Below are 21,553 nucleotides of genomic sequence, written 5' to 3' on the forward strand. Positions count from 1 at the left end.
TAAAAAGTGACGCTGTCACTGCCCATCTAGCCCACGAATAGGTTTAATCGTGTCCCACGAGCGACAAGATGGGCAATGCCAATATAATGCACGTGATGTAAACCCACATTTATGGCAACGATAATCGGGTTTGGTACGAATTTGCTCCCCTACCATTTTTCGTAGCAAAATCAAACTTTCTTTTGCCCTTCCATCTTCAGCTTCTTCAAGATGGTAATCCATTAAACGATAAAATAAACGCATGGTAGGATGACGTTGAATTTGGTCATTAATATAATTTGCAGCGGCTTCGTGATTTTGCTTTTCAACAATAATATCCGCTAAATAAAGCTCTGCAATAGCCCCTGAGTTACCCGCAACACACTGACGTAGGTAATCTTCCCACTCATCGGCTTGGCCAGTATGTTGGTAGCAATCAAACAGCAAAGGTAGCGTTTCAGCGACGAGCTCTCTATCTTGCTCATAGACTTGTTTTAGGACATGAATTGCTTTGTCGTAATTACCTTGTTCGATGAACAAGCGCCCTTTCATAATTGAGACCCGAGCGCAGTGGTTGTCGGCTTGCTCTGCCTTATTTAAAAAGATCAGTGCATCTTCGAGATCATCGCTAGCAAGTTGTTGAGTCGCTAGTTCACAATAAAAATGTGCAATTTGCTCACGTAGCTCTGTATGCCCTAATTTAACCAGTTTACCTGCTGTTTCAATAGCTTTTGTCCAATCACTGGTTAATTGATAAATATTTAACAGGGATTGTAAGGCACTTTGTTTGAAATCGACTTCATCCGTCAATTGTTGAAACATGTTTTCTGCTCGGTCATAAACCCCAGCAGCCATGTAATCTCGACCGAGTTGTTGAGTTGCTAATAAGCGTTGTTCAAATGATAAAGCGGCACTTTCCACCAGCGACTGGTGAATACGAATGGCGCGTTCAACTTCACCACGAGAACGGAATAAATTTCCCAACGTGAGGTGTGCTTCAAAAGCAGAGCTATCTTCATTTTTTAGCATATCGAGGAATAAATCGACAGCTTTATCTTGTTGATTAGACAATAGGAAATTAACGCCTGTCACATAATCACGTGACAAGCGATTCGCATGTTGTTGCTTATCTTGTTGAGCACTTCTGCGCCCCATGTACCAACCGTAAGCAGCAGCAACTGGTAGCAGCAGAAACAGCAACTCGAACATACAGGATTATTCCTTGTTCTGAGTCGTCACTAATGAGGTTGAATCGGAAATATGACTTTCTCCAGCACCTAATTGTGATTCTAAACGTCTAATTTTACGACGTGCGTTTTTCAGGCTAACAATGACTCGTAAATAAAACACAGCACAAACTAGCCAACCTAGCACAAAACCGACACCAAAAAGTGATGCAAGAAGGGTCGATAATGAAAAATCCCCTTTTGCAATCAGGTAGTTAAATGTAATAACCTGATCATTGCTTGAACCTAGCGTAATCGAAATAATAAAAAAAGCGACCGCTAGTAATAAAATCAGAAAATATTTCACATTTATTCCCGTTATCAGTTCTATTCATCCAATAATATCTACCTGTTAAGGTAGCATTTCCAACGCATTCAGACAAAGCAATTTATTTTATACAATGAGAGATTTAAGTCAGATCTCCCCTAATAATGGTTAACTTGATGAAAGATTAATCGGTTTTACTCAGTATTCCCCATGCTCGCAAAATATAATAACCAAATAAGGCAAAACACGCACTGATGATCACTGAAGTAATTATATCAATAGGCCAATGCATGCCTAACAACATACGACTAAATGCAATACCCTCAGCCCAAATAGCGAGCCCTATCGATAAAACGTATAAACGTTGTTGCCAAAAAAGCGCAATTAAAAACAATGCCCAGCCAGCCGCAAATAACATATGACCAGAAGGAAAAGAATATCCGGTTTCTGCTTGCCAGTGTTTACGCTGCCATTTCGCTATATATTCATCTTGTTTGACGGTGTCTTTAATTAATTTTGCTCGTTCACTACGTTTTAACGCATAAAAGTCTGATGAAGGAATTTGATATTCGGTTGCTAGCCATTCCACATAAGGGCGAGGCTCTTTAAACGTACTTTTTAATGCCGTCTTCAAACCTTGCTGCAGTAATACAATGCCAACAAGAACAAGCAATATTTTCAGTCGCTGTTTTTTTTCTGAACGAAAGATAAATACAACAGCTCCAAGAAATAACAGAGACGTTAAAATACTATAAGGTGCTCCCGCAGTGTCTGTCAGCCAGAGTATCCATTTCATTGAGTTAAACTGGGTTTCTGGTGACCAATGCCACCCTGTAACTATCATCACCATGGGAGGCATAATTAATAACAATGCAAAAGTACAAACGACCAAAACAGTTTTTTTCATTCAACGTGTTCCAAATAAAGTTCTATTAAATATACAAATATTCCATTCACCTATTATTAACTCTGTTATAGTAATACAGCGTTGGTCGTGTGCAAAGAATACCAACCTCTATATGCTAAACGTCATATAGCATCGATGTATTATAGTTAAGCTACTTTATATCGATAAACGTTATTAATTAAGCAAGAGTTACTTTAACTAATGAAAGAAAATATGCAGCTAAAACGCGTTGCCGAAGCAAAACTTCCTACACCTTTTGGTGAATTTTTGATGGTGGGTTTTGAAGAAATCGCAACCGGTCGTGATCATGTAGCGTTAATTTTTGGCGATATCTCAGGAAATGAACCGGTACTCAGCCGGATCCACTCCGAATGTTTAACAGGAGATGCGTTATTTAGTCTACGTTGCGATTGTGGTTTTCAATTAGAAGCCGCACTCTCTCAGATTAGTAAAGAAGGCCGAGGGGTATTACTTTACCATCGTCAAGAAGGCCGAAATATTGGCTTGCTGAATAAAATCCGAGCTTATGCATTGCAAGATCAAGGCTTAGATACGGTTGAAGCTAACATTAAGTTAGGCTTTAAAGCGGATGAACGTGATTTTACCTTATGCTCTGATATGTATAAGTTATTGGGGATAAATGAAGTCCGCTTATTGACGAATAACCCGAGAAAAATCGATATTATGCGTGAAGCTGGAATTAACGTGGTAGAACGTGTTCCGTTGATCGTTGGCCGCAACCCAAGTAATGAACATTATCTTGACGTTAAAGCAGAAAAAATGGGCCATATGCTATTTAAGCACCAATGACCTCAGCAAAGGAAGAGTGTTCTGCTCTTCCCTTTATTTTTCCTATTTCATTATCACCATTCAAAGTGTGCCATTTATCCACGGCTATATTCACTTTCTTTCCATAAGGTTTATACTGTTAGCCATCTGATTACCCTGACGAATAAACTGAGTTTTTGAGGTTTATTCCGCATACTACCAGGAGATACTGTGAACAACCTGCATTCCATTCAACGCATGAGAAGATTGCGTAAAACTGAAAAATTCCGCACTTTATTCCAAGAAACTCACCTTTCTATTAATGACCTTTGCTTGCCAATTTTTGTTGAAGAAGAACTCGACGACTATATGCCAATCAACAGCATGCCGGGTGTTATGCGTATTCCTGAAAAACGCCTTGCTTATGAAATTGAGCGTATCGCAAATGCAGGAATAAAATCAGTGATGACCTTTGGGGTTTCCCATCATCTTGATGATAATGGTAGTGATGCATGGCAAGAAAATGGTTTAGTGGCACGTATGTCACGTATCTGTAAAGAAACCGTCCCTGAAATGATAGTGATGTCTGACACCTGTTTTTGTGAATACACTTCCCATGGTCACTGTGGTGTCATGCACGGCCATATCGTTGATAACGATGCAACCATCCATAACCTAGGTTTACAAGCGGTTGCCGCTGCACGCGCAGGTGCTGATTTTATTGCCCCATCTGCTGCAATGGATGGGCAAGTTGCCGCAATTCGTCATGCACTTGATGAAGCTGGTTTTACAGACACCGCCATTATGTCTTACTCCACAAAATTTGCTTCAGCACTGTATGGCCCATTCCGAGATGCAGCGGGTTCATGCCTTAAAGGGGATAGAAAAACCTATCAGATGAACCCAATGAACCGCCGTGAAGCACTACATGAATCACTAATTGATGAACGTGAAGGTGCTGACGCGCTAATGATTAAACCTGCTGGGGCTTATTTGGATATTATTCGTGATTTACGCGAGCATACCCAATTACCTATCGGTGCTTATCAAGTCAGTGGCGAATATGCACAAATTAAATTTGCTGCTCAAGCGGGTGCAATTGATGAAACTCGTGTGGCTCTTGAAACACTGGGGTCAATCAAACGCGCAGGTGCTGATCTTATTTTCACTTATTTTGCTTTACAATTAGCCGAAGCCAACGCGCTATAATCTCATTCAGTTAAAGAAACCCGCACTACTGTATATAATTACAGTGTTGCGGGTTTTTGTCATTTTTGTTGAATAATAATACTTAAATCGACCAATTAACAACCAAATGGCTATTTTGCTCTTTGCAATTCAAGTTGTTGAGTTAGTGTTTGCGCATAATGCTGTGCTTGCTCTGCCGTTGCCAAACCAGCAATCAATAAATCTTGTTTACCCGCAGATGTTGTTGCGACCACTCCCCAGTAATCAACTTCAACCGTAATACTTTCAGGGTTTTGATCGGGCATCGGCAGAATATCAAAGTAGTCTTGTAATGGCGCAATGGTAATGGCGGTATAATCTGCATTTAAGCCGAGTGGAAATTCTTTGTCTGCATATAAACGCAAATCATGGACTTCCGTTTCAGGTGTTCTCATCACAATAGAATATAAGTTAGGTATGTGCTCCAAAATGTCACGAACCTCTTCGTTCGCACCATCAAAATGGGATGTGGTTAATAAGATATCTGCTGCCCACAATGCCCCTTTATAGAAATCGGTTTCATTGATATCTGCCATACTCATTTCCTTAATAGTGTTTTCGATAAGCTCAGTCACATGGTGCCCCATGCTAAAGCTATTACATTCAATTATTTTGCACAAAGAAACTTATTTATGGCGAACTTCACCCTATTTTCATTTAGCCTAGTTGCGACTATTTTCTCCTTTAATTTACCGTCTATTTAACACCATAACGTAGATTGCCATCAAAAATATTGAGAAAAAACAAGATTGATAAATAAGATTAAATATTAAAAAATAAAAACGCCCGTAGGATACAATCTTACAGGCGTTGAAGTGTCATAATTTAATGATTAATAATGATTAATGTAGCATCTGTCTTATTACATAATGCAAAATACCACCATGACGGTAATAATCCATCTCCGTTGCGGTATCAATACGACAGCGAGTTATAACTTCTTTTATATCCCCATTACCATAAGTGATTTTCACCGTGATATCCTGCCCTGGGGTAATTGACTGAAGCCCTGTGACATCAATGCGTTCATCACCTTTTAATCCGAGAGTTTTACGAGATACCCCATCTTTAAATTCTAAAGGTATAACCCCCATGCCAATCAAATTAGAACGGTGGATACGCTCGTATGATTCAGTAATGACAACTCTCACACCTAATAAATTCGTGCCTTTAGCTGCCCAATCTCGGCTAGAACCTGAACCATATTCTTTCCCGGCGATTATGGCCAGTGGGCGATTTTCTTGTTGATACAGCATTGCCGCATCATAAATCGCCATTTGTTTGCCTGTCGGTATATGTAAGGTATATCCCCCCTCTACACCCGGCACCATTTCATTGCGAATACGAATATTCGCAAATGTTCCTCGCATCATCACTTCATGGTTACCACGACGCGAGCCATAAGAGTTGAAATCTGCAACAGCAACGCCGTGTTCTTGCAGATAACGCCCCGCTGGACTCTCTTTTTTGATATTCCCTGCAGGAGAAATATGGTCAGTAGTTACCGAGTCGCCGAGGATAGCTAAAATATTTGCACCATGAATATCTTTGACCGGTGCTGGCTGGGCTTGCATGCCTTCAAAGAAAGGTGGATGGCGAATATAGGTTGAGTCTTCTTGCCAGTGATAAGTTGAAGAGCTTTCAACTTTCAATGCTCTCCAAGCATCATCACCTTCAAAGACCGCATTATATTCTTTTCGGAACATGTCTGTTTTAACTTGCTGTACAGCTTGGGCAATTTCAGCACTCGATGGCCAAATATCTTTCAAATAAACATCGTTACCTGATTTATCGACACCGATAGGATCGGTTTTCAAGTTGATATTCATGTTACCCGCCAGAGCATATGCAACAACAAGTGGCGGTGATGCTAACCAGTTGGTTTTCACCAATGGATGAATTCGCCCTTCAAAGTTACGGTTACCCGATAGCACAGCGCCAACGGTAAGATCCGCTTGTTTAATCGCCTCTTCTATTGGTTCTGGTAATGGGCCTGAATTACCAATACATGTTGTGCATCCATATCCGACAAGATTGAATCCGAGCTTATCTAAATAAGGCGTTAAACCCGCGACAGCAAGATAATCAGTGACAACTTTTGAACCCGGTGCCAATGATGATTTAACCCATGGCTGACGGACTAACCCTTTTTCAACGGCTTTTTTCGCTAATAGTCCTGCAGCCATTAATACACTTGGGTTCGACGTATTCGTACAAGATGTAATTGCCGCAATAACGACTGCACCATCGGTTAACTCAAAAGTTTTATTTTGATATTTAACAGAAGGATAGCTCGATTGAATTTTTTTATTAACTTCTAACTCTACTGCACCGCGAAATGCTTTTGGTACTTGGCTGAGTTCAACTCTATCTTGCGGACGTTTAGGGCCTGCTAAGCTAGATTCAACCGTCGACATGTCTAACTCAAGTGTACTGGTAAAAATAGGTTCATCACCTGCATAACGCCACAAACCCTGTTCTTTGCTATAAGCTTCCACCAGCGCAATTTCATCATCACTGCGCCCAGTTAAACGCATATAAGATAGCGTCACTTCATCAACAGGGAAAAAACCACAAGTTGCGCCATATTCTGGTGACATATTCGCAATCGTTGCTCGGTCTGCTAATGGTAAATCCGCTAGGCCATCACCATAAAATTCAACAAATTTACCCACAACACCATGTTGACGTAGCATTTGTGTTACCGTCAATACAAGGTCGGTTGCCGTTATCCCTTCGGATAATTTCCCTGTTAATTTAAAACCAACAACATCAGGGATCAGCATTGAAACCGGTTGGCCTAACATCGCGGCTTCAGCTTCAATACCACCGACACCCCAACCTAACACACCTAACCCATTGATCATCGTCGTATGAGAGTCCGTACCCACTAAAGTATCGGGATAAGCATATAATTTACCGTCAATTTCTTCATACCATACTGCCTTGCCAAGGTATTCTAAATTAACTTGGTGACAGATACCGGTACCCGGCGGCACCACTTGAAAACGATTAAATGCTTTTTGGCCCCAACGTAAAAATAAATAACGTTCATGGTTACGCGCCATTTCAATTTCAACGTTATCGCCAAATGCTGATTCGGTTGCAAACTCATCCACCATCACTGAGTGGTCAATCACTAAATCAACAGGTGACAACGGGTTTACTTGCTCAACATTGCCGCCAAGGGATTTAACTGCTTCACGCATAGCGGCAAGGTCAACAACAGCAGGAACACCCGTGAAGTCTTGCATGAGAACACGCGCTGGGCGATAAGCAATTTCTCTATCTGCATGCGCGTTTTTTTGCCAGTCAATTATTGCTTGTAAATCTTGTTCGACAACTGAGGTGCCATCAATATGACGTAATAAATTTTCGAGTAAAACTTTTAATGACTTAGGTAATTTAGTCCCCTCACCGAGCTTTTTTTCAGCAAGCGCTAAACTGAAGTAATTATACTGCTTGTTTCCAACATTGAGTGTCGAAGCACTCGTTGTTTTTAGACTCAACGACATAACTCCTCCTTGGTTTTTATGGCTATGGCAATATTTGTATTTACCACCATTATTTTTTGTTAACCAATTGTAATCATAGTTGCTCTAGAAATTTGATTTATAGATTTTGTGCCAAATATTGAATTTTTCTCTATTAATAATAGGAAATTTAAGATAAGAAGGGAAATAAGTCAGGAAAAAACCAAGTACACCAACTCGGTAATAATAAAAACCCTAGAAATACGATCACTAGGGTTCCTACTTACAAATTATGACAAGGCAAAAATATAAAGAAATTAAATGATAGGCAGTTTCATATCTTTAAAAAACTCTTCAATTTCTTCATTGTTACGTATAGCAACCGCTTTATCGACCACATCACGGGTTAGATGCGGTGCGAAACGCCACATAAAATCATACATATAACTACGCAAGAAACTAGTACGTTTAAAACCAATCTTGGTTGTGCTATAGCTGAACTTATCACGCACATCAATCACAACTAAATCGCTATCACTAACAGGGTCAACGGCCATACTCGCGATAATACCGATCCCTAACCCTAATCTAACATAGGTTTTAATCACGTCAGCATCGGTTGCAGTAAAAATAATTTTGGGCTCAAGACCAATTTTCTGAAATGCCACATCTAATTCTGAACGGCCAGTAAACCCATGAGTATAGGTTACAATTTGATATTCAGAGATATCTTCAATAGTGACATTTTTTTTCGTTGCAAGTGGATGGTCTTTTTGCACGACCACACAGCGATTCCAATGGTAGCATGGCAACATAATCAAATCGTTATAAAGGTGCAATGCTTCGGTTGCTATCGCAAAATCACTGTTACCTTTGCACACTTCCTCAGCGATTTGCGTTGGTGACCCTTGCTGCATATGCAATGAAACATGTGGATAACGCTCAATAAAACCTTTTATTGTCGGAGGTAAAGCATAACGAGCTTGTGTATGTGTCGTGGCAATACTCAAGCTACCTCTATCTGGATAAGTATGCTCCCCAGCAACCGAGCGGATCGCTTCTATTTTTGATAGCACTTCTCGGGAGATCCGTACCACTTCTTCCCCTGCGGGAGTAACATGCGTTAAGTGCTTACCACTACGCGCAAAAATTTGGATCCCAAGCTCATCTTCAAGCATCCGCACTTGTTTACTGATACCGGGCTGTGACGTAAAAAGCCCCTCAGCGGTTGAGGAGACATTCAAGTCATGGTTAACCACTTCAACAATATAACGTAATTGCTGCAATTTCATATTTCAGTCTACCTCATACAGGAATAATGTGCATTTGCTATCTATAGCTAAAGAATATTACATATAGCTAATAGTTATAATTGGTTTATTTGATATAACCAATATAACATCATTCTCTGAAGAATAAACAGTATGATGATAAAATTTCATCTAAATCCCCTCTACAATGAAGAAAAGCAGTAAGGTACTGCAAAGACGGATTAACTTTATTTCATTATGTGGTTCAATAAGTGAAATAAATTTTGCAGAACACTCGCTCCAAGGTTTAACGTATTAGAGTGGATATCGTAATTCTCAACGAAGAGAGGTGGTTACATGCGTTTAAATGTTTTGGCTTTAATTATTGGTATGTCGACTATTTCTTTTGCCCCGTCACTATTGGCAAAAGAAGTTAGTTATGGACAACAAAAAATTGTTTTGTCTGACACGATTGAACCCGGCAATGATTTTTACCGTTATGTGAATGAAGATTGGGTAAATAAAGCGCAAATCCCTACCGGTATGCCACGTATTAACTCTTTTGTGGAATTATACTTAAATACAGAAAAACAAATTCAATCGATAATTGACCAGCTACAGCAGATCCCCGAAAACAAACTTACGCATAATCAACGAAATATTCGAAATTTATATCTTAGTTACCTGAATGAAACGGCTATCGAACAGGCAGGAATTACCCCAATAAAATCCGATTTAGATGCCATTAAGAAAGCTAAAAGCCATAGTGATATTAGCCAGTTAATGACCCAACCCGACTACAAATCATTGATTTCTTATTGGGTAGACTTAGATGCTAAAGCACCGGATACCTATGTGCTTTATATCGGCCAAGGCGGCTTAGGGCTACCTAATCGGACTTATTACCTCGATAACACACCGCAAATGGAAGATATTCGAAAAAGTTATATCGCTTATATCGCTACCATGTTAGAGCTAGCCGGTGAAAAAGATGTCACACAAAAAGCACAGAAAATTTTTGATTTAGAAAAAGCGATTGCAACTGTACATTGGAGCCCTGAGGCCCGCCGTGACACTATCAAAAATTACCATGCAATGACCTTAGCTGAAATGAAAAACCATACCCAAGGTTTTGATTGGGATAGCTTTATTACTAGCCGCAAGTTAACTGATAAGCAACTTGCGAAAGTGGTCGTTGAAACGGACAGCGCAGTTGAACAAACTGCAAAGATTTTTGCAGATACCCCAGTTTCGACATTAAAAGATTACTTAACCTTTCAGTATATTAGTGAGCACGCACGTTATTTAAACCAAACCATCGCAGATGCTCAGTTTGATTTTTACTCGAAAAAACTCAATGGTATTGAGAAGCAACGCACCCGCCAAGAGCGCGCTTTGCAAACCGTTAACTCACTCCAAGGTGAGCCATTAGGGCAAATTTACGTCGAACAATATTTCGACCCTCAAGCTAAAGAAAAAATTAAAGATTTAGTTAGTTATGTGAGAGGAACATTTAATTCACGCTTAAAAGTCAATGACTGGATGGATGAGCCTACTCGCCAAGAAGCCCTTAAAAAATTGGAACAATTCACGGTTAAAGTGGGTTATCCAGACCAATGGAATGATTTCAGTGAGATTAACCTCAAGCCCGATTCATTATTAAAGAATTATAAGCAAGTTTTAGCTTGGTCATATGATGATATGATTGGCAAAATTGGTCAGCCTGTTCGTCAATGGGAATGGGGAATGACGCCACAAACAGTCAATGCCTATTTCAACCCTGTTCAAAATGAAATTGTGTTCCCTGCTGCAATTTTACAAGCACCGTTCTTTGACCCTAATGTTGACCCAGCCTATAACTATGGCGCAATAGGTGCAGTCATCGGCCACGAAATGGGCCATGGTTTTGACGACCAAGGCAGTTTATATGACGGAACCGGGCAGTTACGTAATTGGTGGAGTGAGAGCGCTAAAACCCACTTTAAAGAGAAAACCGCTAAGCTTGTTGAACAATATAACGGCTTTACTGTTGATGGCTTAAAGGTGAACGGTGAGCTTACATTAGGGGAGAATATTGGTGACCTCGGTGGGTTAAATATCGCCTTAAGTGCTTATAAGCAATTTGCCAAAGAAAACTACCCAAATGGTGAGGCTCCAATTATTGACGGAACAACTGGGTTACAGCGTTTCTTCATTGCTTGGGCACGCACGTGGCAAGAGCTGTCAAATAAAGAATCTGAACGTAATAAGATTATGACAGACCCTCATAGCCCTAACCAATTTCGCGCAAATGGCGTAGTACGCAATATTGATGACTGGTACGAAACATTCGGTGTTGATAAAAATAACGCCCTGTATTTGGCACCAGAACAGCGTATTCGTATTTGGTAATAGAAAAAAGGCTCAGATTATTTTCTGAGCCCTTCATAGCTAGGTAACAAACGGTGCTAAGCCCTAGTGGCATATATTAGTATATTTAAAATTAGCAAGCCCAACTAACAATACTGCTGTTTAAATAACTTTTTAATCAATACAATACGCTAAATAGTTCAAGTTGTGGCTAGGCAGCAAGCGGCGCTAAGACCTAGGAGCATACATCAGTATGTGACTAGGGGTAGCAAGCACAGCTAACAACGCCACAGCTTGAAATATGACGCGTATTATTTGATGACGCCGCAGGCCATCCTAGCCCCACCACCGCCTAACGCTTCTGGATTATCAGAATAGTTATCACCACCCACATGCACCATCAATGCGCGGTCTTGAACATCTTTGAGTGATTTTAAACGTGGCGCTAGTACCGCATAATTAGCATTACCTTGACTATCGGCAACTAAGCCGGGTAAATCGCCTAAATGCCCTGTGTTATCATAAGGGCCTTTATGAACGCCTGTTTTGGCTGGGTCTAAATGACCACCTGCTTTTAATGCAGGTACCGATTTACCGTCTTTTTCTGCAGGTTCGCAGCTTGGGTTCTCATGAATATGGAAGCCATGAGTGCCTGCTTGTAGTCCTGTTAATTTAGGCGTGAACAGTAATCCATATTCCGTTTCTGAGATAACAACCTCACCTATTGCTTTACCATCACCTGTGGGTGTCGCTTCTTTTAATACAACAGTAGACTGAGCAGCGTACGCTGTCCCCGCTGTCAATAATGCAGCCAGTAAACACATTTTTAACTTCATTTTGCCTCCGGTGGATAACTTTTATCTATCATTCCATCGACTTACCTAAATATTTCAGCAAGGTAAGGATTATTACTGCCAATTGATAACTACAACGACTCTATCTTAAGTTAACACAAATTAGTTATCACTTTGGTGCTACATTTGAGTTTAGTTAAAAATTGGTGGCTGTATCACAGTGAGCGATAAGAAATAAAGGAATGGACAGTATAACAGCGGGTTATTCACTGATAGGCATTGATATGAAATTGACAAGTTAATAAAAAAGCCAATCTAATTAAATGATTGGCTTTTTTGTTTGGAAACAAAAGAGAGCTATTACTTTTCTTTTACTTCCCACTTACCGTCAACGTAGAATGCACTCCAACCCGTTGCTTTGCCGTTTTTCTCTGAAGAAACATATTGTTGTTTCGTTTTACGACTAAAACGGACGACAGTTGGGTTACCTTCACCGTCTTCAGCCGGTGCTTCAGCTAAATAAGCGAGTTTTTCAGGTAAACGGTCTTTAAAACGCTGTAATTCTGCCACTAGTGGTGCACGTGTTTCTCGTGATTTAGGGAATGTATTCGCCGCAAGGAAAACGCCAGCAGCCCCATCACGTAACACAAAATACGCATCAGATTTTTCACATGGAAGTTCCGGCAATGGCACTGGATCTTCTTTCGGTGGTGCCACTTCACCACTTCGTAAGATTTTACGCGTATTTTTACACTCTTCGTTGGTGCAACCCATGTACTTACCAAAACGCCCCATTTTCAGGTGCATTTCTGAACCACACTTGTCACACTCAATGACCGGGCCGTCATAACCCTTAATACGAAACTCGCCTTCTTCGATTTCATAACCTTCACACGCAGGGTTATTACCACAAACATGTAATTTACGGCCATTATCAATCAAATAGCTGTCCATCGCGGTGCCGCATTTTGGACAACGACGTTTGGCTCTTAACGCATTAGTTTCCGCATCATCCCCTTCAAGGACATTAAGGACTTCGTCTTCAGGGATAAGGTTAATCGTTTTTTTACAACGCTCCTTGGGTGGTAATGCATAACCAGAACAACCTAAAAATACCCCAGTTGATGCGGTACGAATGCCCATATGGCGTTCACAATCAGGGCAGGTAATTGAGGTAATTACCATTGGGTTGGTGCGCATTCCCCCTTCCTCTGGTTCTTTTTCAGCAACATCGAGCTGCTTACTAAAATCAGAGAAGAATTCATCTAATACGGCTTTCCATTCGGCATCATGGTTTGCAACATGGTCCAGTTGGTCTTCCATACGTGCAGTAAAATCATAGTTCATCAGATCGTTAAAGTTTTCCTCTAAGCGGTCTGTGACGATTTCACCCATTTTTTCTGCATAGAAACGACGGTTTTCAACTTTGACATAACCTCTGTCTTGGATCGTCGAAATAATCGCTGCATACGTTGAAGGACGGCCAATACCACGCTTTTCTAACTCTTTAACTAAGGACGCTTCACTAAAACGTGCCGGCGGCTTAGTAAAGTGTTGGCTAGGCAATAGCTCAACCAAAGACAACTCCGCACCAACTTGTATTGGTGGCAGCGTTTTGTCTTCATCATTTTTACGCAGTGCAGGCATAACTTTCGTCCAACCATCGAAGCGCAGAGTACGCCCTTTGGCTTTTAGTTCAAAATCCCCTGCTTTGACTGTTAAGGTTGTTGAATCATATTTCGCAGGTGTCATTTGACAAGCCACAAACTGGTTCCAAATCAATTGATACAACCTTTTCGCGTCGTTCTCCATGTCTTTTAGTGACTCAGGTAAAACATCGACACTAGAAGGACGAATGGCTTCGTGTGCCTCTTGCGAATTGTCTTTGCTACTATACACATTGGCATCTTTTGGCAGGTATTTCGCGCCAAAATTATCATTAATATAGCCACGAACCATGTCAAGTGCATCTTGACTCAAGTTTGTTGAGTCAGTACGCATATAAGTGATGTAACCCGCCTCATAAAGACGCTGAGCCATCATCATGGTTTTTTTCACGCCGAAACCTAAACGGGTACTAGCAGCTTGTTGTAGCGTTGACGTGATATACGGTGCGCTCGGTTTACTGGATGTCGGCCTATCTTCACGGTCAGTAACCGCAAAACGGGCATTTTCCAGTAATTTAACCGCCGCCTCTGTTTGCGCTTTATTGACTGGCTTAAATGCCTTACCACCTTGTGAAGTGACTTCCATACGCAAATTAGCGATATCTTTATCGGCTAAGTCGGCATGCAGTTCCCAATATTCTTCAGGAACGAAGGCTTTAATTTCCCGTTCACGTTCAACTATCAGTTTCACTGCAACTGATTGAACACGACCAGCAGATAAGCCACGGGCCACTTTTTTCCACAACAGTGGAGAAACCATGTAACCCACAACTCGGTCCATAAAACGACGCGCTTGTTGTGCGTTAACTCTATCTATATTTAATTCCCCAGGGCTATCAAATGCCTGAGTGATCGCATTTTTGGTGATCTCATTAAATACAACACGACTAAAACGAGAATCGTCTCCACCAATCACTTCACGTAAATGCCACGCAATAGCTTCCCCTTCGCGGTCCAAGTCCGTTGCGAGGTAGATGTGATCAGCATCCTCCGCCAGTGATTTAAGTTCAGAGACCACTTTTTCTTTACCTGGTAGAATTTGATAATTCGCTTTCCAACCATGGTAAGGGTCAATCCCCATGCGCTTAACTAATGCGTCACGCGGATCTTTTTTCACTTTCTTTGTTTTGTCGGTAGATGAGCCTGTACTCTTTTGTGAGCCGGTTTGTGAACCAGAGCCGCTTTTCGGCAGATCACGAATGTGGCCAACGCTGCTTTTTACAACGTAGCCACTGCCAAGATACTTATTAATCGTTTTGGCCTTTGCCGGGGACTCCACTATAACAAGAGCTTTACCCATATTTACCTTTACCTAAATATCAACAATGGCGCATTTCTACATTAAAATGCGCAAAATGAGAATCTCTTTTTTATATTGCGACACAATCACAATATATCAATATATTTTTAAACAATTATTTGTGTTGAAACAAAACTTATAAACTCAATCACGTTATTCTAAAAGGCACAAAGTGTCTTCTAGTTGACTGATTTTAACCATATAAAGATGTTTAGTCACAATTGAAAACCACACACTCTACCTGATAAAATGCTAGAAGCAACCAATTATTTTTTCAAGGAAGCCAAGTTATGCAAGACAATTTACCGTTCATCACAAAAAAAGAGTTACTTGAAAAAGCTAATGATATCATAAAGAAACATGATGATTATATTCATGGTATGTTTGTTGATACTGTAGAGCAGCATCGAGGTACATTGGTATTTAAAGGGGAGTTCTTCTTAGATGAGAACAAAATCCCTACCTTAAAGAGTACCGCTGCTTTTAATATGTACAAACACCTTGCTCATGTACTATCAGAACAATACCAATTGAGTGATAATAACTAATTAACACGTTTGCTCTTTGTATATAATTTACCGGCTAAAAAGCCGGTAAATTAATAGTAGATTTAAAAACGCTTATTCGCTAGGCAAAATTCGAAATTACAAGAGTGGTTTTTGCCCACGCTGCCACCAGCGCAATAATAAATTATCCACGCTCTTTGCCGCGCTTCCCATAAACTTATCCATCATTTTTTTACTTAATACATAACGGATACTAACTATTTCCTTAGTATCAATCGCATTAATAATAAAATCATCACTCACACCAATATTATCCACAAGCCCTTTATCAAGCGCCTGTGAACCATACCAATACTCCCCTGTTGCAACTGCAGAAATATCTAAAGATGGGCGATTTTGATGAACAAATTGTTTAAACAATTCATGTGTTGAATTTAAATCTTCAACAAATTTCTTACGACCTTGCTCCGTGTTCTCACCTAACATGGTCAATGTACGTTTGTATTCGCCAGCGGTGTGAAGTTCAACATCAACATCATGCTTTTTTAATAACCGATGAATATTTGGAATTTGAGCGACAACACCAATCGAACCAATAATGGCAAATGGCGCTGCGATAATTTTATCTGCGATGCACGCCATCATATAGCCACCACTCGCAGCGACTTTATCTACCGCAATAGTCAGTGGGATATTTTTTTCTTTGATTCTTAGTAATTGTGAAGCCGCTAAGCCATAACCATGAACCATCCCACCTGGGCTTTCAAGTCTTAACAAAACCTCATCCTGTTGGTCTGCAACAGCGAGAATTGCACTGATCTCTTCACGTAAAGAGGCAACTTCACGTGCATCCATACTACCTTTGAAGTCTAAGACATATAAGCAAGGCTTTTTAACCCCTGTTTGGCCTAATTTAGCCCCAGTTTTCTCACTTTTTGATTTTGCTTTTTGCTGTTTTTTAAATGCTTTTAGCCATGCCTTATGTTCTGATTCATTCATTTTTATCTGTTGCATTTGGCGCTGACGCTCACGATAGCTTTCACCTAAATCTGTGATTTTCAAAGCACCTTTTGCTCCTTGTCTGCGCATACCTACGCCAAACACAAAAACAGCCAGCAAAACCACCGCTACCAAAATCGTAACGGCTTTTGCTAAAAATAGCCCATACAATGAGAAATACTCCACAATCTGATCCTTTTGATATTTATCTTCAATACAAAAATAATCTCACGATTACGCGCAAACAACCAGAAAAAAACAGAGTTGGCACGACAAACCTTGTTAATACTATGTTAGATTAGCCAATTATCACAATCAGTGCGATGATAACCATACATGCTAATCACAATAGTAGGAAAGAATATGCTCCAATATCAGCCTAGACAAGACCTATTGAAAGGTAAAACTATTCTCGTGACAGGTGCCGGTGATGGCATTGGCCGTGAAGCCGCTCTCACTTATGCGCGCTATGGTGCATCCCTTATTCTTGTTGGTAGAACACTGCATAAATTACAATCAGTTAGTGATGAAATAGCGGCTTTAGATGGAAAGAATCCACCTTGCTTTATATTAGACTTATTAACCGCAACAATTGATGACTGCCATACACTCGCTTCGCAAGTTGCGTCAATAACGCCTTATTTAGATGGCGTTTTACACAACGCGGGAATACTTGGTGTAGTAGCCCCTATCTCTGAGCAACCCAGTGACCTATGGCATGATGTGATGCAAATAAATGTTAATGCCACATTCATGCTAACTCAAGCTTTGCTCCCTCTATTACTTAAAGCGCCTAATGCCTCGTTAGTTTTTACCAGTTCAAGTGTAGGTAAACAAGGTCGAGCCGGTTGGGGAGCTTATTCTGTCTCTAAATTTGCGACAGAAGGTTTAATGCAAATTCTATCCGAAGAGTATAAGCACAGTAATCTTCGTGTAAATTGTATTAATCCAGGTGGAACTCGAACCTCTATGCGAGCAAGCGCGTTCCCTGACGAAGATCCACTTAAATTGAAAACTCCTGCTGATATCATGCCTATTTATATCTATTTGATGGGTGATGATAGCCTGCGTAAAACAGGAAGTAGCTATGATGCACAACCCGGACGCAAGCCCGGTGCTGCGGAGTAAAAATGATGTCTCAAAGCCGACACGAAGAACGTCAACAACGTTTAAAAGAAAAAGTGGATGCACGAATTGAAGCCGCTCAAATTGAACGGGGTATCGTTATTGTCTTTACTGGAAATGGAAAAGGCAAAACGACAGCGGCATTTGGTACTGTTTGCCGTGCAGTAGGCCATGGTAAAAAAGCCGCTGTTGTTCAATTTATTAAAGGTGGCTGGGATAATGGTGAACGTGAGCTGTTAGAACCCCAAGGCGTTCCCTTCTATGTTATGTCCACAGGGTTCACTTGGGAAACTCAAAACAAAGAGACAGACACCCTCGCCTGTATAGAAACTTGGCACTACGCCAAACAATTATTAAGTGACCCACAGTACGATTTAGTTATTTTAGATGAACTCACCTACATGGTAAGTTACCATTATCTCGAATTAGCAGAAGTGATCCAAGCATTACAAAGCCGTCCTGCCAATCAATCTGTTGTGATCACTGGCAGAGGTTGCCACCGAGATTTAATCGAATTAGCTGATACAGTAACAGAAATGCGCCCAGTGAAACATGCATTTGATATTGGGATTAAAGCTCAAAAAGGGATTGATTGGTAATCATCCGATAACAAAGTGCAATAATAAGGCGTTATTTTTTATTATTGCACTTCTAATCTATTTCACTAGCTATTTTTCTAACTAAGCCATCAGTTAACCTATAAAAAAGTTATTTAATACTTTTCATTGGTAACACTAATTTAGTGTGAACTCCATATTGGAAATATATTTTTTGGTAGTATGAATTTTTTTGCTAACTTTTGTTCATCAAGTATCACAATTATTTTATAACGATAAAGAATAAATATAAAAATAATTAATGCTATTTATTGAAAACCTCCTCTTTAATTAAAATGATTACGTATTGCTACGTGAGTAAAATCCTCCTAACAGGCTAAAAATGCGTAAACACAACCTATTGATAAAAAACAAACTAATCTATAAAAATAGATATTACTCCGCTTTTATTCAGTTTTAGTTAGTTATCAATGAATAACGATATATTTACCCATGTTAACATTATTAATTTTATTTAGTTTTCTATTTAAGCATAATTAAACTGCAATAATGGATTGTTAGTTATCTTAGATTTTTCTATTTTATTTAAGGGATATATATGAAAAACGTTTCAAATTCTCATTTGAATTTCACAAAAATGAAATTTAATTCACTCTTTTTATGTGTTTCAATAATCGTTGGAACTACTACTGTTGCTCAAGCGGCAATTACACCAACTAATGGGGCTGGTATATTAAATCAAGGTAATGGACCGACTGTCGTTTATATTAATAAACCAAGCCAGGCTGGTGTTTCCCATAATACCTATAGCCAATTCGATGTTGACCAAAAAGGCGTTATTTTAAATAACAGTGCAAAAAATTCTAATACGCTCATTGGCGGCAAAATTGGTGGCAATACCAATGTTGCTGGCGGGCGAGCTAAAGTTATCTTAAACGAAATAAATTCAAATGCGGCAACCACATTAAATGGCATGATTGAGGTTGCAGGCGGCAAAGCGCAAGTAATCGTTGCTAATGCGTCCGGAGTTACATGTAACAACTGTGGCTTTATCAACACCAATCGTACAACACTGACAACCGGTAAAGTAGAGCTAGCAAATGATGGCTCCATTGCTAACTATAATGTGCAGCAAGGTAAAATTGCCATCAATGGGAGATTAGATACCAATTCTCCGACAGATTTAATTGCACGTTCGGTGGCCATTAATGGCATTATTGATACACAGCGCATCAATGTGATAGCTGGAAGTAATCACGTCAATTCGGCTGGGGATGTGACGGGTACAGCCGCTGCAATTGGAACAAAACCCACTGTTGGGATTGATGTTTCGTCGATTGGCGGTATGTATGCCAATAAAATCTCATTAATAGCCACTGAAACTGGCGTTGGTGTCAGTAATTTAGGGGATATTGGTACCTATAATGGCGCAATTTCTATTGATACCGCAGGAACGGTGAATAATACCAATGGTAATATGAACGCAGCGGGTGATATTGATATTAAAGCAGCAAGCCTTACCAATAACGGTCGCATTGCGGGTAATAAAAACGTCAATATTACCGTTGCAGGAACGGGTGTAATTAATAATGATAATGGTGATATCACATCCTATAACAATGATATTAATCTAAGTACATTAGGTACACTAAGCAACAATCGTGGTTCGATAATCGCTCTGCAGAATGTTAATACACTCTCTGATTCATTTGTAAATGATAATGGTATCATTCAGTCTACTAAAGGTAATATCGACATTCATTCCATGAGTACAATTTACAACAGGGACAATCTCGCCAATCCAAATGATCCAGTAAAAGGATTCAATGCTGGGCGTGATATAACGATTAATGCCGTTCGTGTTGTGAATGAAAACTCCAATATTACTGCAGGGCGAGATAGCAAAATCAGCACGCAATCCGCAATTGATAACACATCAAATAGCAAAATTACTGCACAACGCCATGCAGACATCAGTACGATGTACTTAACGCAAACTAATTCTGAAATAAATGCCATTGATGGCCAGATGAATTTAGATGCGTCGGTATCACTCACTAATGCGGGAACGTCAACCATTCATAGTGGTCGCTTGATGAATATCAATGCTAACCAGCTCAATAACACCGGAGCGATTGTTTCGAATAACGGCAAATCCGTTATTAATGCTAATTCAATGAACAACCGTTCTGGCTATATCAAAGGACAAAATCTTACGATTAAAGCCTATAGTATTGATAACCAAGCAGGGTTAATTAATGCAGAAAATAATCTCGATATTGAAACCAGTTATTTGAACAACAGTTACAGTAGTGACTTTAAACTCATTAATACTAAATTTGGACTAACAAACCAAAATGGTGGCCTACAAACCAATAATGGAACTATTAAAGTTAAAGGTGATACGTTACATAATACCTATGGTTCTATTGCTGCAAATGTAGAAAATAATACCGCTGCACGTAATGATATTGACGTTAAGCTCAAAGCAACACTCAATAATAATTATGGGGAAATCAAAAGCGCTAATAGCCAGAAACTGGATGTTGGCACATTAGAAAACTATTCAGGAACAGTGGCCGCAGGGAAAAATCTCACCATTGATTCAAAAAATCGTATTAACAACCAATATGGTGCTTTACGTTCTACTAACACGACTAAAGTCACCAGCCCTATAGTAAGTAATGGAACGACTGGAAGCATCACGGGTAACCGTGTGATTATTGATGCAGTTGTGACAAACTAATATATTACAATCATAACCACTCGCATAGCGGGTGGTTTATTCTAGCCCTATAAGGGCTTATTACCGACCGCGCCTAAATAATATTCTCACACTATATCTACCGAAACAAACACAAACAAATAATTAATAAGTGGCGAAATTAAAACCTAATATATAACAGCCAAATGCCACTACCCAACAACAATAATAATAAGTGTTAAACATATCTTATCTATGCTTATTGTAAAGTCACAATAGATAGGAGAACTCACTTAAGTAATAACGTATACGATCTCCATTTTAGAGTAAAGTTTACATATTGAATATACAAGGAAATTTTACAAGCCAAGTGATAAATACCCATTTTTTCACCTTTATAGATATAACATCTAATTGACGTCAATTGCATAGTCTTAAAAAGAATTAATTTTTA

The 21,553-nt window shown here is 39.7% G+C and carries 16 protein-coding genes; 7 read left to right on the forward strand and 9 right to left on the reverse strand.

The annotated features are described in order from the left end of the window. Positions 1 to 15: 15 nt before the first annotated feature. The 3 genes from lapB to PSF31_RS10480 all read right to left on the reverse strand — a co-directional run bounded on the left by lapB (position 16) and on the right by PSF31_RS10480 (position 2,380). Positions 16 to 1,188, reverse strand: a complete 1,173-nt coding sequence (lapB, locus tag PSF31_RS10470) for a lipopolysaccharide assembly protein LapB (protein WP_004254221.1) — start codon at positions 1,186 to 1,188, stop codon at positions 16 to 18. 6 nt (positions 1,189 to 1,194) lie between these two features. Further along, a complete protein-coding gene (locus tag PSF31_RS10475) occupies positions 1,195 to 1,512 on the reverse strand; it encodes a LapA family protein (protein ID WP_004254219.1) in 318 nt (105 codons plus the stop codon). Between the two features lie 145 nt (positions 1,513 to 1,657). Further along, entirely contained in the window at positions 1,658 to 2,380 is a 723-nt protein-coding gene (locus tag PSF31_RS10480) for a phosphatase PAP2 family protein (RefSeq protein ID WP_094960539.1), read from the reverse strand. A 213-nt stretch (positions 2,381 to 2,593) separates the two neighbouring features. Here PSF31_RS10480 and ribA point away from each other — a divergent pair, with 213 nt between their 5' ends. Both ribA and hemB read left to right on the forward strand, forming a co-directional pair. Then, a complete protein-coding gene (ribA, locus tag PSF31_RS10485) occupies positions 2,594 to 3,190 on the forward strand; it encodes a GTP cyclohydrolase II (RefSeq protein WP_036958118.1) in 597 nt (198 codons plus the stop codon). 189 nt (positions 3,191 to 3,379) lie between these two features. Further along, on the forward strand, positions 3,380 to 4,357 hold the full coding sequence (hemB, locus tag PSF31_RS10490) for a porphobilinogen synthase (RefSeq protein WP_096863772.1): 978 nt from the start codon (positions 3,380 to 3,382) through the stop codon (positions 4,355 to 4,357). A 110-nt stretch (positions 4,358 to 4,467) separates the two neighbouring features. Here the strand turns inward: hemB and PSF31_RS10495 are convergent, their stop codons facing one another. The 3 genes from PSF31_RS10495 to cysB all read right to left on the reverse strand — a co-directional run bounded on the left by PSF31_RS10495 (position 4,468) and on the right by cysB (position 9,140). Further along, positions 4,468 to 4,911, reverse strand: a complete 444-nt coding sequence (locus PSF31_RS10495; RefSeq protein WP_036957705.1) for a hypothetical protein — start codon at positions 4,909 to 4,911, stop codon at positions 4,468 to 4,470. A gap of 306 nt (positions 4,912 to 5,217) precedes the next feature. After that, positions 5,218 to 7,890 carry an aconitate hydratase AcnA gene (gene acnA / locus PSF31_RS10500; protein WP_164561001.1) on the reverse strand — a complete coding sequence of 891 codons (2,673 nt, stop codon included), beginning with the start codon at positions 7,888 to 7,890 and terminating at the stop codon, positions 5,218 to 5,220. Between the two features lie 275 nt (positions 7,891 to 8,165). Beyond that, entirely contained in the window at positions 8,166 to 9,140 is a 975-nt protein-coding gene (cysB, locus tag PSF31_RS10505; protein ID WP_096863773.1) for an HTH-type transcriptional regulator CysB, read from the reverse strand. Positions 9,141 to 9,455: 315 nt separating this feature from the next. Between cysB and PSF31_RS10510 the strand changes: the two genes are divergently transcribed. Then, positions 9,456 to 11,489 (forward strand): M13 family metallopeptidase, encoded by a 2,034-nt coding sequence (locus PSF31_RS10510; RefSeq protein ID WP_096863774.1) that lies wholly within the window; start codon positions 9,456 to 9,458, stop codon positions 11,487 to 11,489. Between the two features lie 269 nt (positions 11,490 to 11,758). On the opposite strand, the gene sodC is transcribed toward PSF31_RS10510, so the two are convergent. Both sodC and topA read right to left on the reverse strand, forming a co-directional pair. Beyond that, positions 11,759 to 12,283 carry a superoxide dismutase family protein gene (gene sodC / locus PSF31_RS10515; protein ID WP_096863775.1) on the reverse strand — a complete coding sequence of 175 codons (525 nt, stop codon included), beginning with the start codon at positions 12,281 to 12,283 and terminating at the stop codon, positions 11,759 to 11,761. A 318-nt stretch (positions 12,284 to 12,601) separates the two neighbouring features. Continuing rightward, positions 12,602 to 15,208 (reverse strand): type I DNA topoisomerase, encoded by a 2,607-nt coding sequence (gene topA / locus PSF31_RS10520; RefSeq protein WP_004254195.1) that lies wholly within the window; start codon positions 15,206 to 15,208, stop codon positions 12,602 to 12,604. A gap of 290 nt (positions 15,209 to 15,498) precedes the next feature. Between topA and PSF31_RS10525 the strand changes: the two genes are divergently transcribed. Beyond that, positions 15,499 to 15,756 (forward strand): DUF2498 family protein, encoded by a 258-nt coding sequence (locus PSF31_RS10525; protein WP_096863776.1) that lies wholly within the window; start codon positions 15,499 to 15,501, stop codon positions 15,754 to 15,756. Between the two features lie 96 nt (positions 15,757 to 15,852). Here the strand turns inward: PSF31_RS10525 and sohB are convergent, their stop codons facing one another. Continuing rightward, the gene (sohB, locus tag PSF31_RS10530; RefSeq protein ID WP_096863777.1) at positions 15,853 to 16,899 is read right to left on the reverse strand and encodes a protease SohB; all 1,047 of its coding nucleotides are present in this window, start codon (positions 16,897 to 16,899) and stop codon (positions 15,853 to 15,855) included. 177 nt (positions 16,900 to 17,076) lie between these two features. On the opposite strand from sohB, the gene PSF31_RS10535 reads away from it, so the two are divergent. From PSF31_RS10535 to PSF31_RS10545, 3 genes are all read left to right on the forward strand, one after another. Then, positions 17,077 to 17,841: a YciK family oxidoreductase gene (locus tag PSF31_RS10535; protein ID WP_036957702.1), complete on the forward strand. Its 765-nt coding sequence runs from the start codon at positions 17,077 to 17,079 to the stop codon at positions 17,839 to 17,841. A gap of 5 nt (positions 17,842 to 17,846) precedes the next feature. Further along, positions 17,847 to 18,437 carry a cob(I)yrinic acid a,c-diamide adenosyltransferase gene (gene cobO, locus PSF31_RS10540; RefSeq protein WP_036958117.1) on the forward strand — a complete coding sequence of 197 codons (591 nt, stop codon included), beginning with the start codon at positions 17,847 to 17,849 and terminating at the stop codon, positions 18,435 to 18,437. A 556-nt stretch (positions 18,438 to 18,993) separates the two neighbouring features. Further along, positions 18,994 to 21,141 carry a two-partner secretion domain-containing protein gene (locus PSF31_RS10545; RefSeq protein ID WP_164561000.1) on the forward strand — a complete coding sequence of 716 codons (2,148 nt, stop codon included), beginning with the start codon at positions 18,994 to 18,996 and terminating at the stop codon, positions 21,139 to 21,141. Positions 21,142 to 21,553 lie beyond the last annotated feature (412 nt).

Source organism: Providencia sp. PROV156 (assembly GCF_028480905.1).
GTDB lineage: Bacteria > Pseudomonadota > Gammaproteobacteria > Enterobacterales > Enterobacteriaceae > Providencia > Providencia hangzhouensis.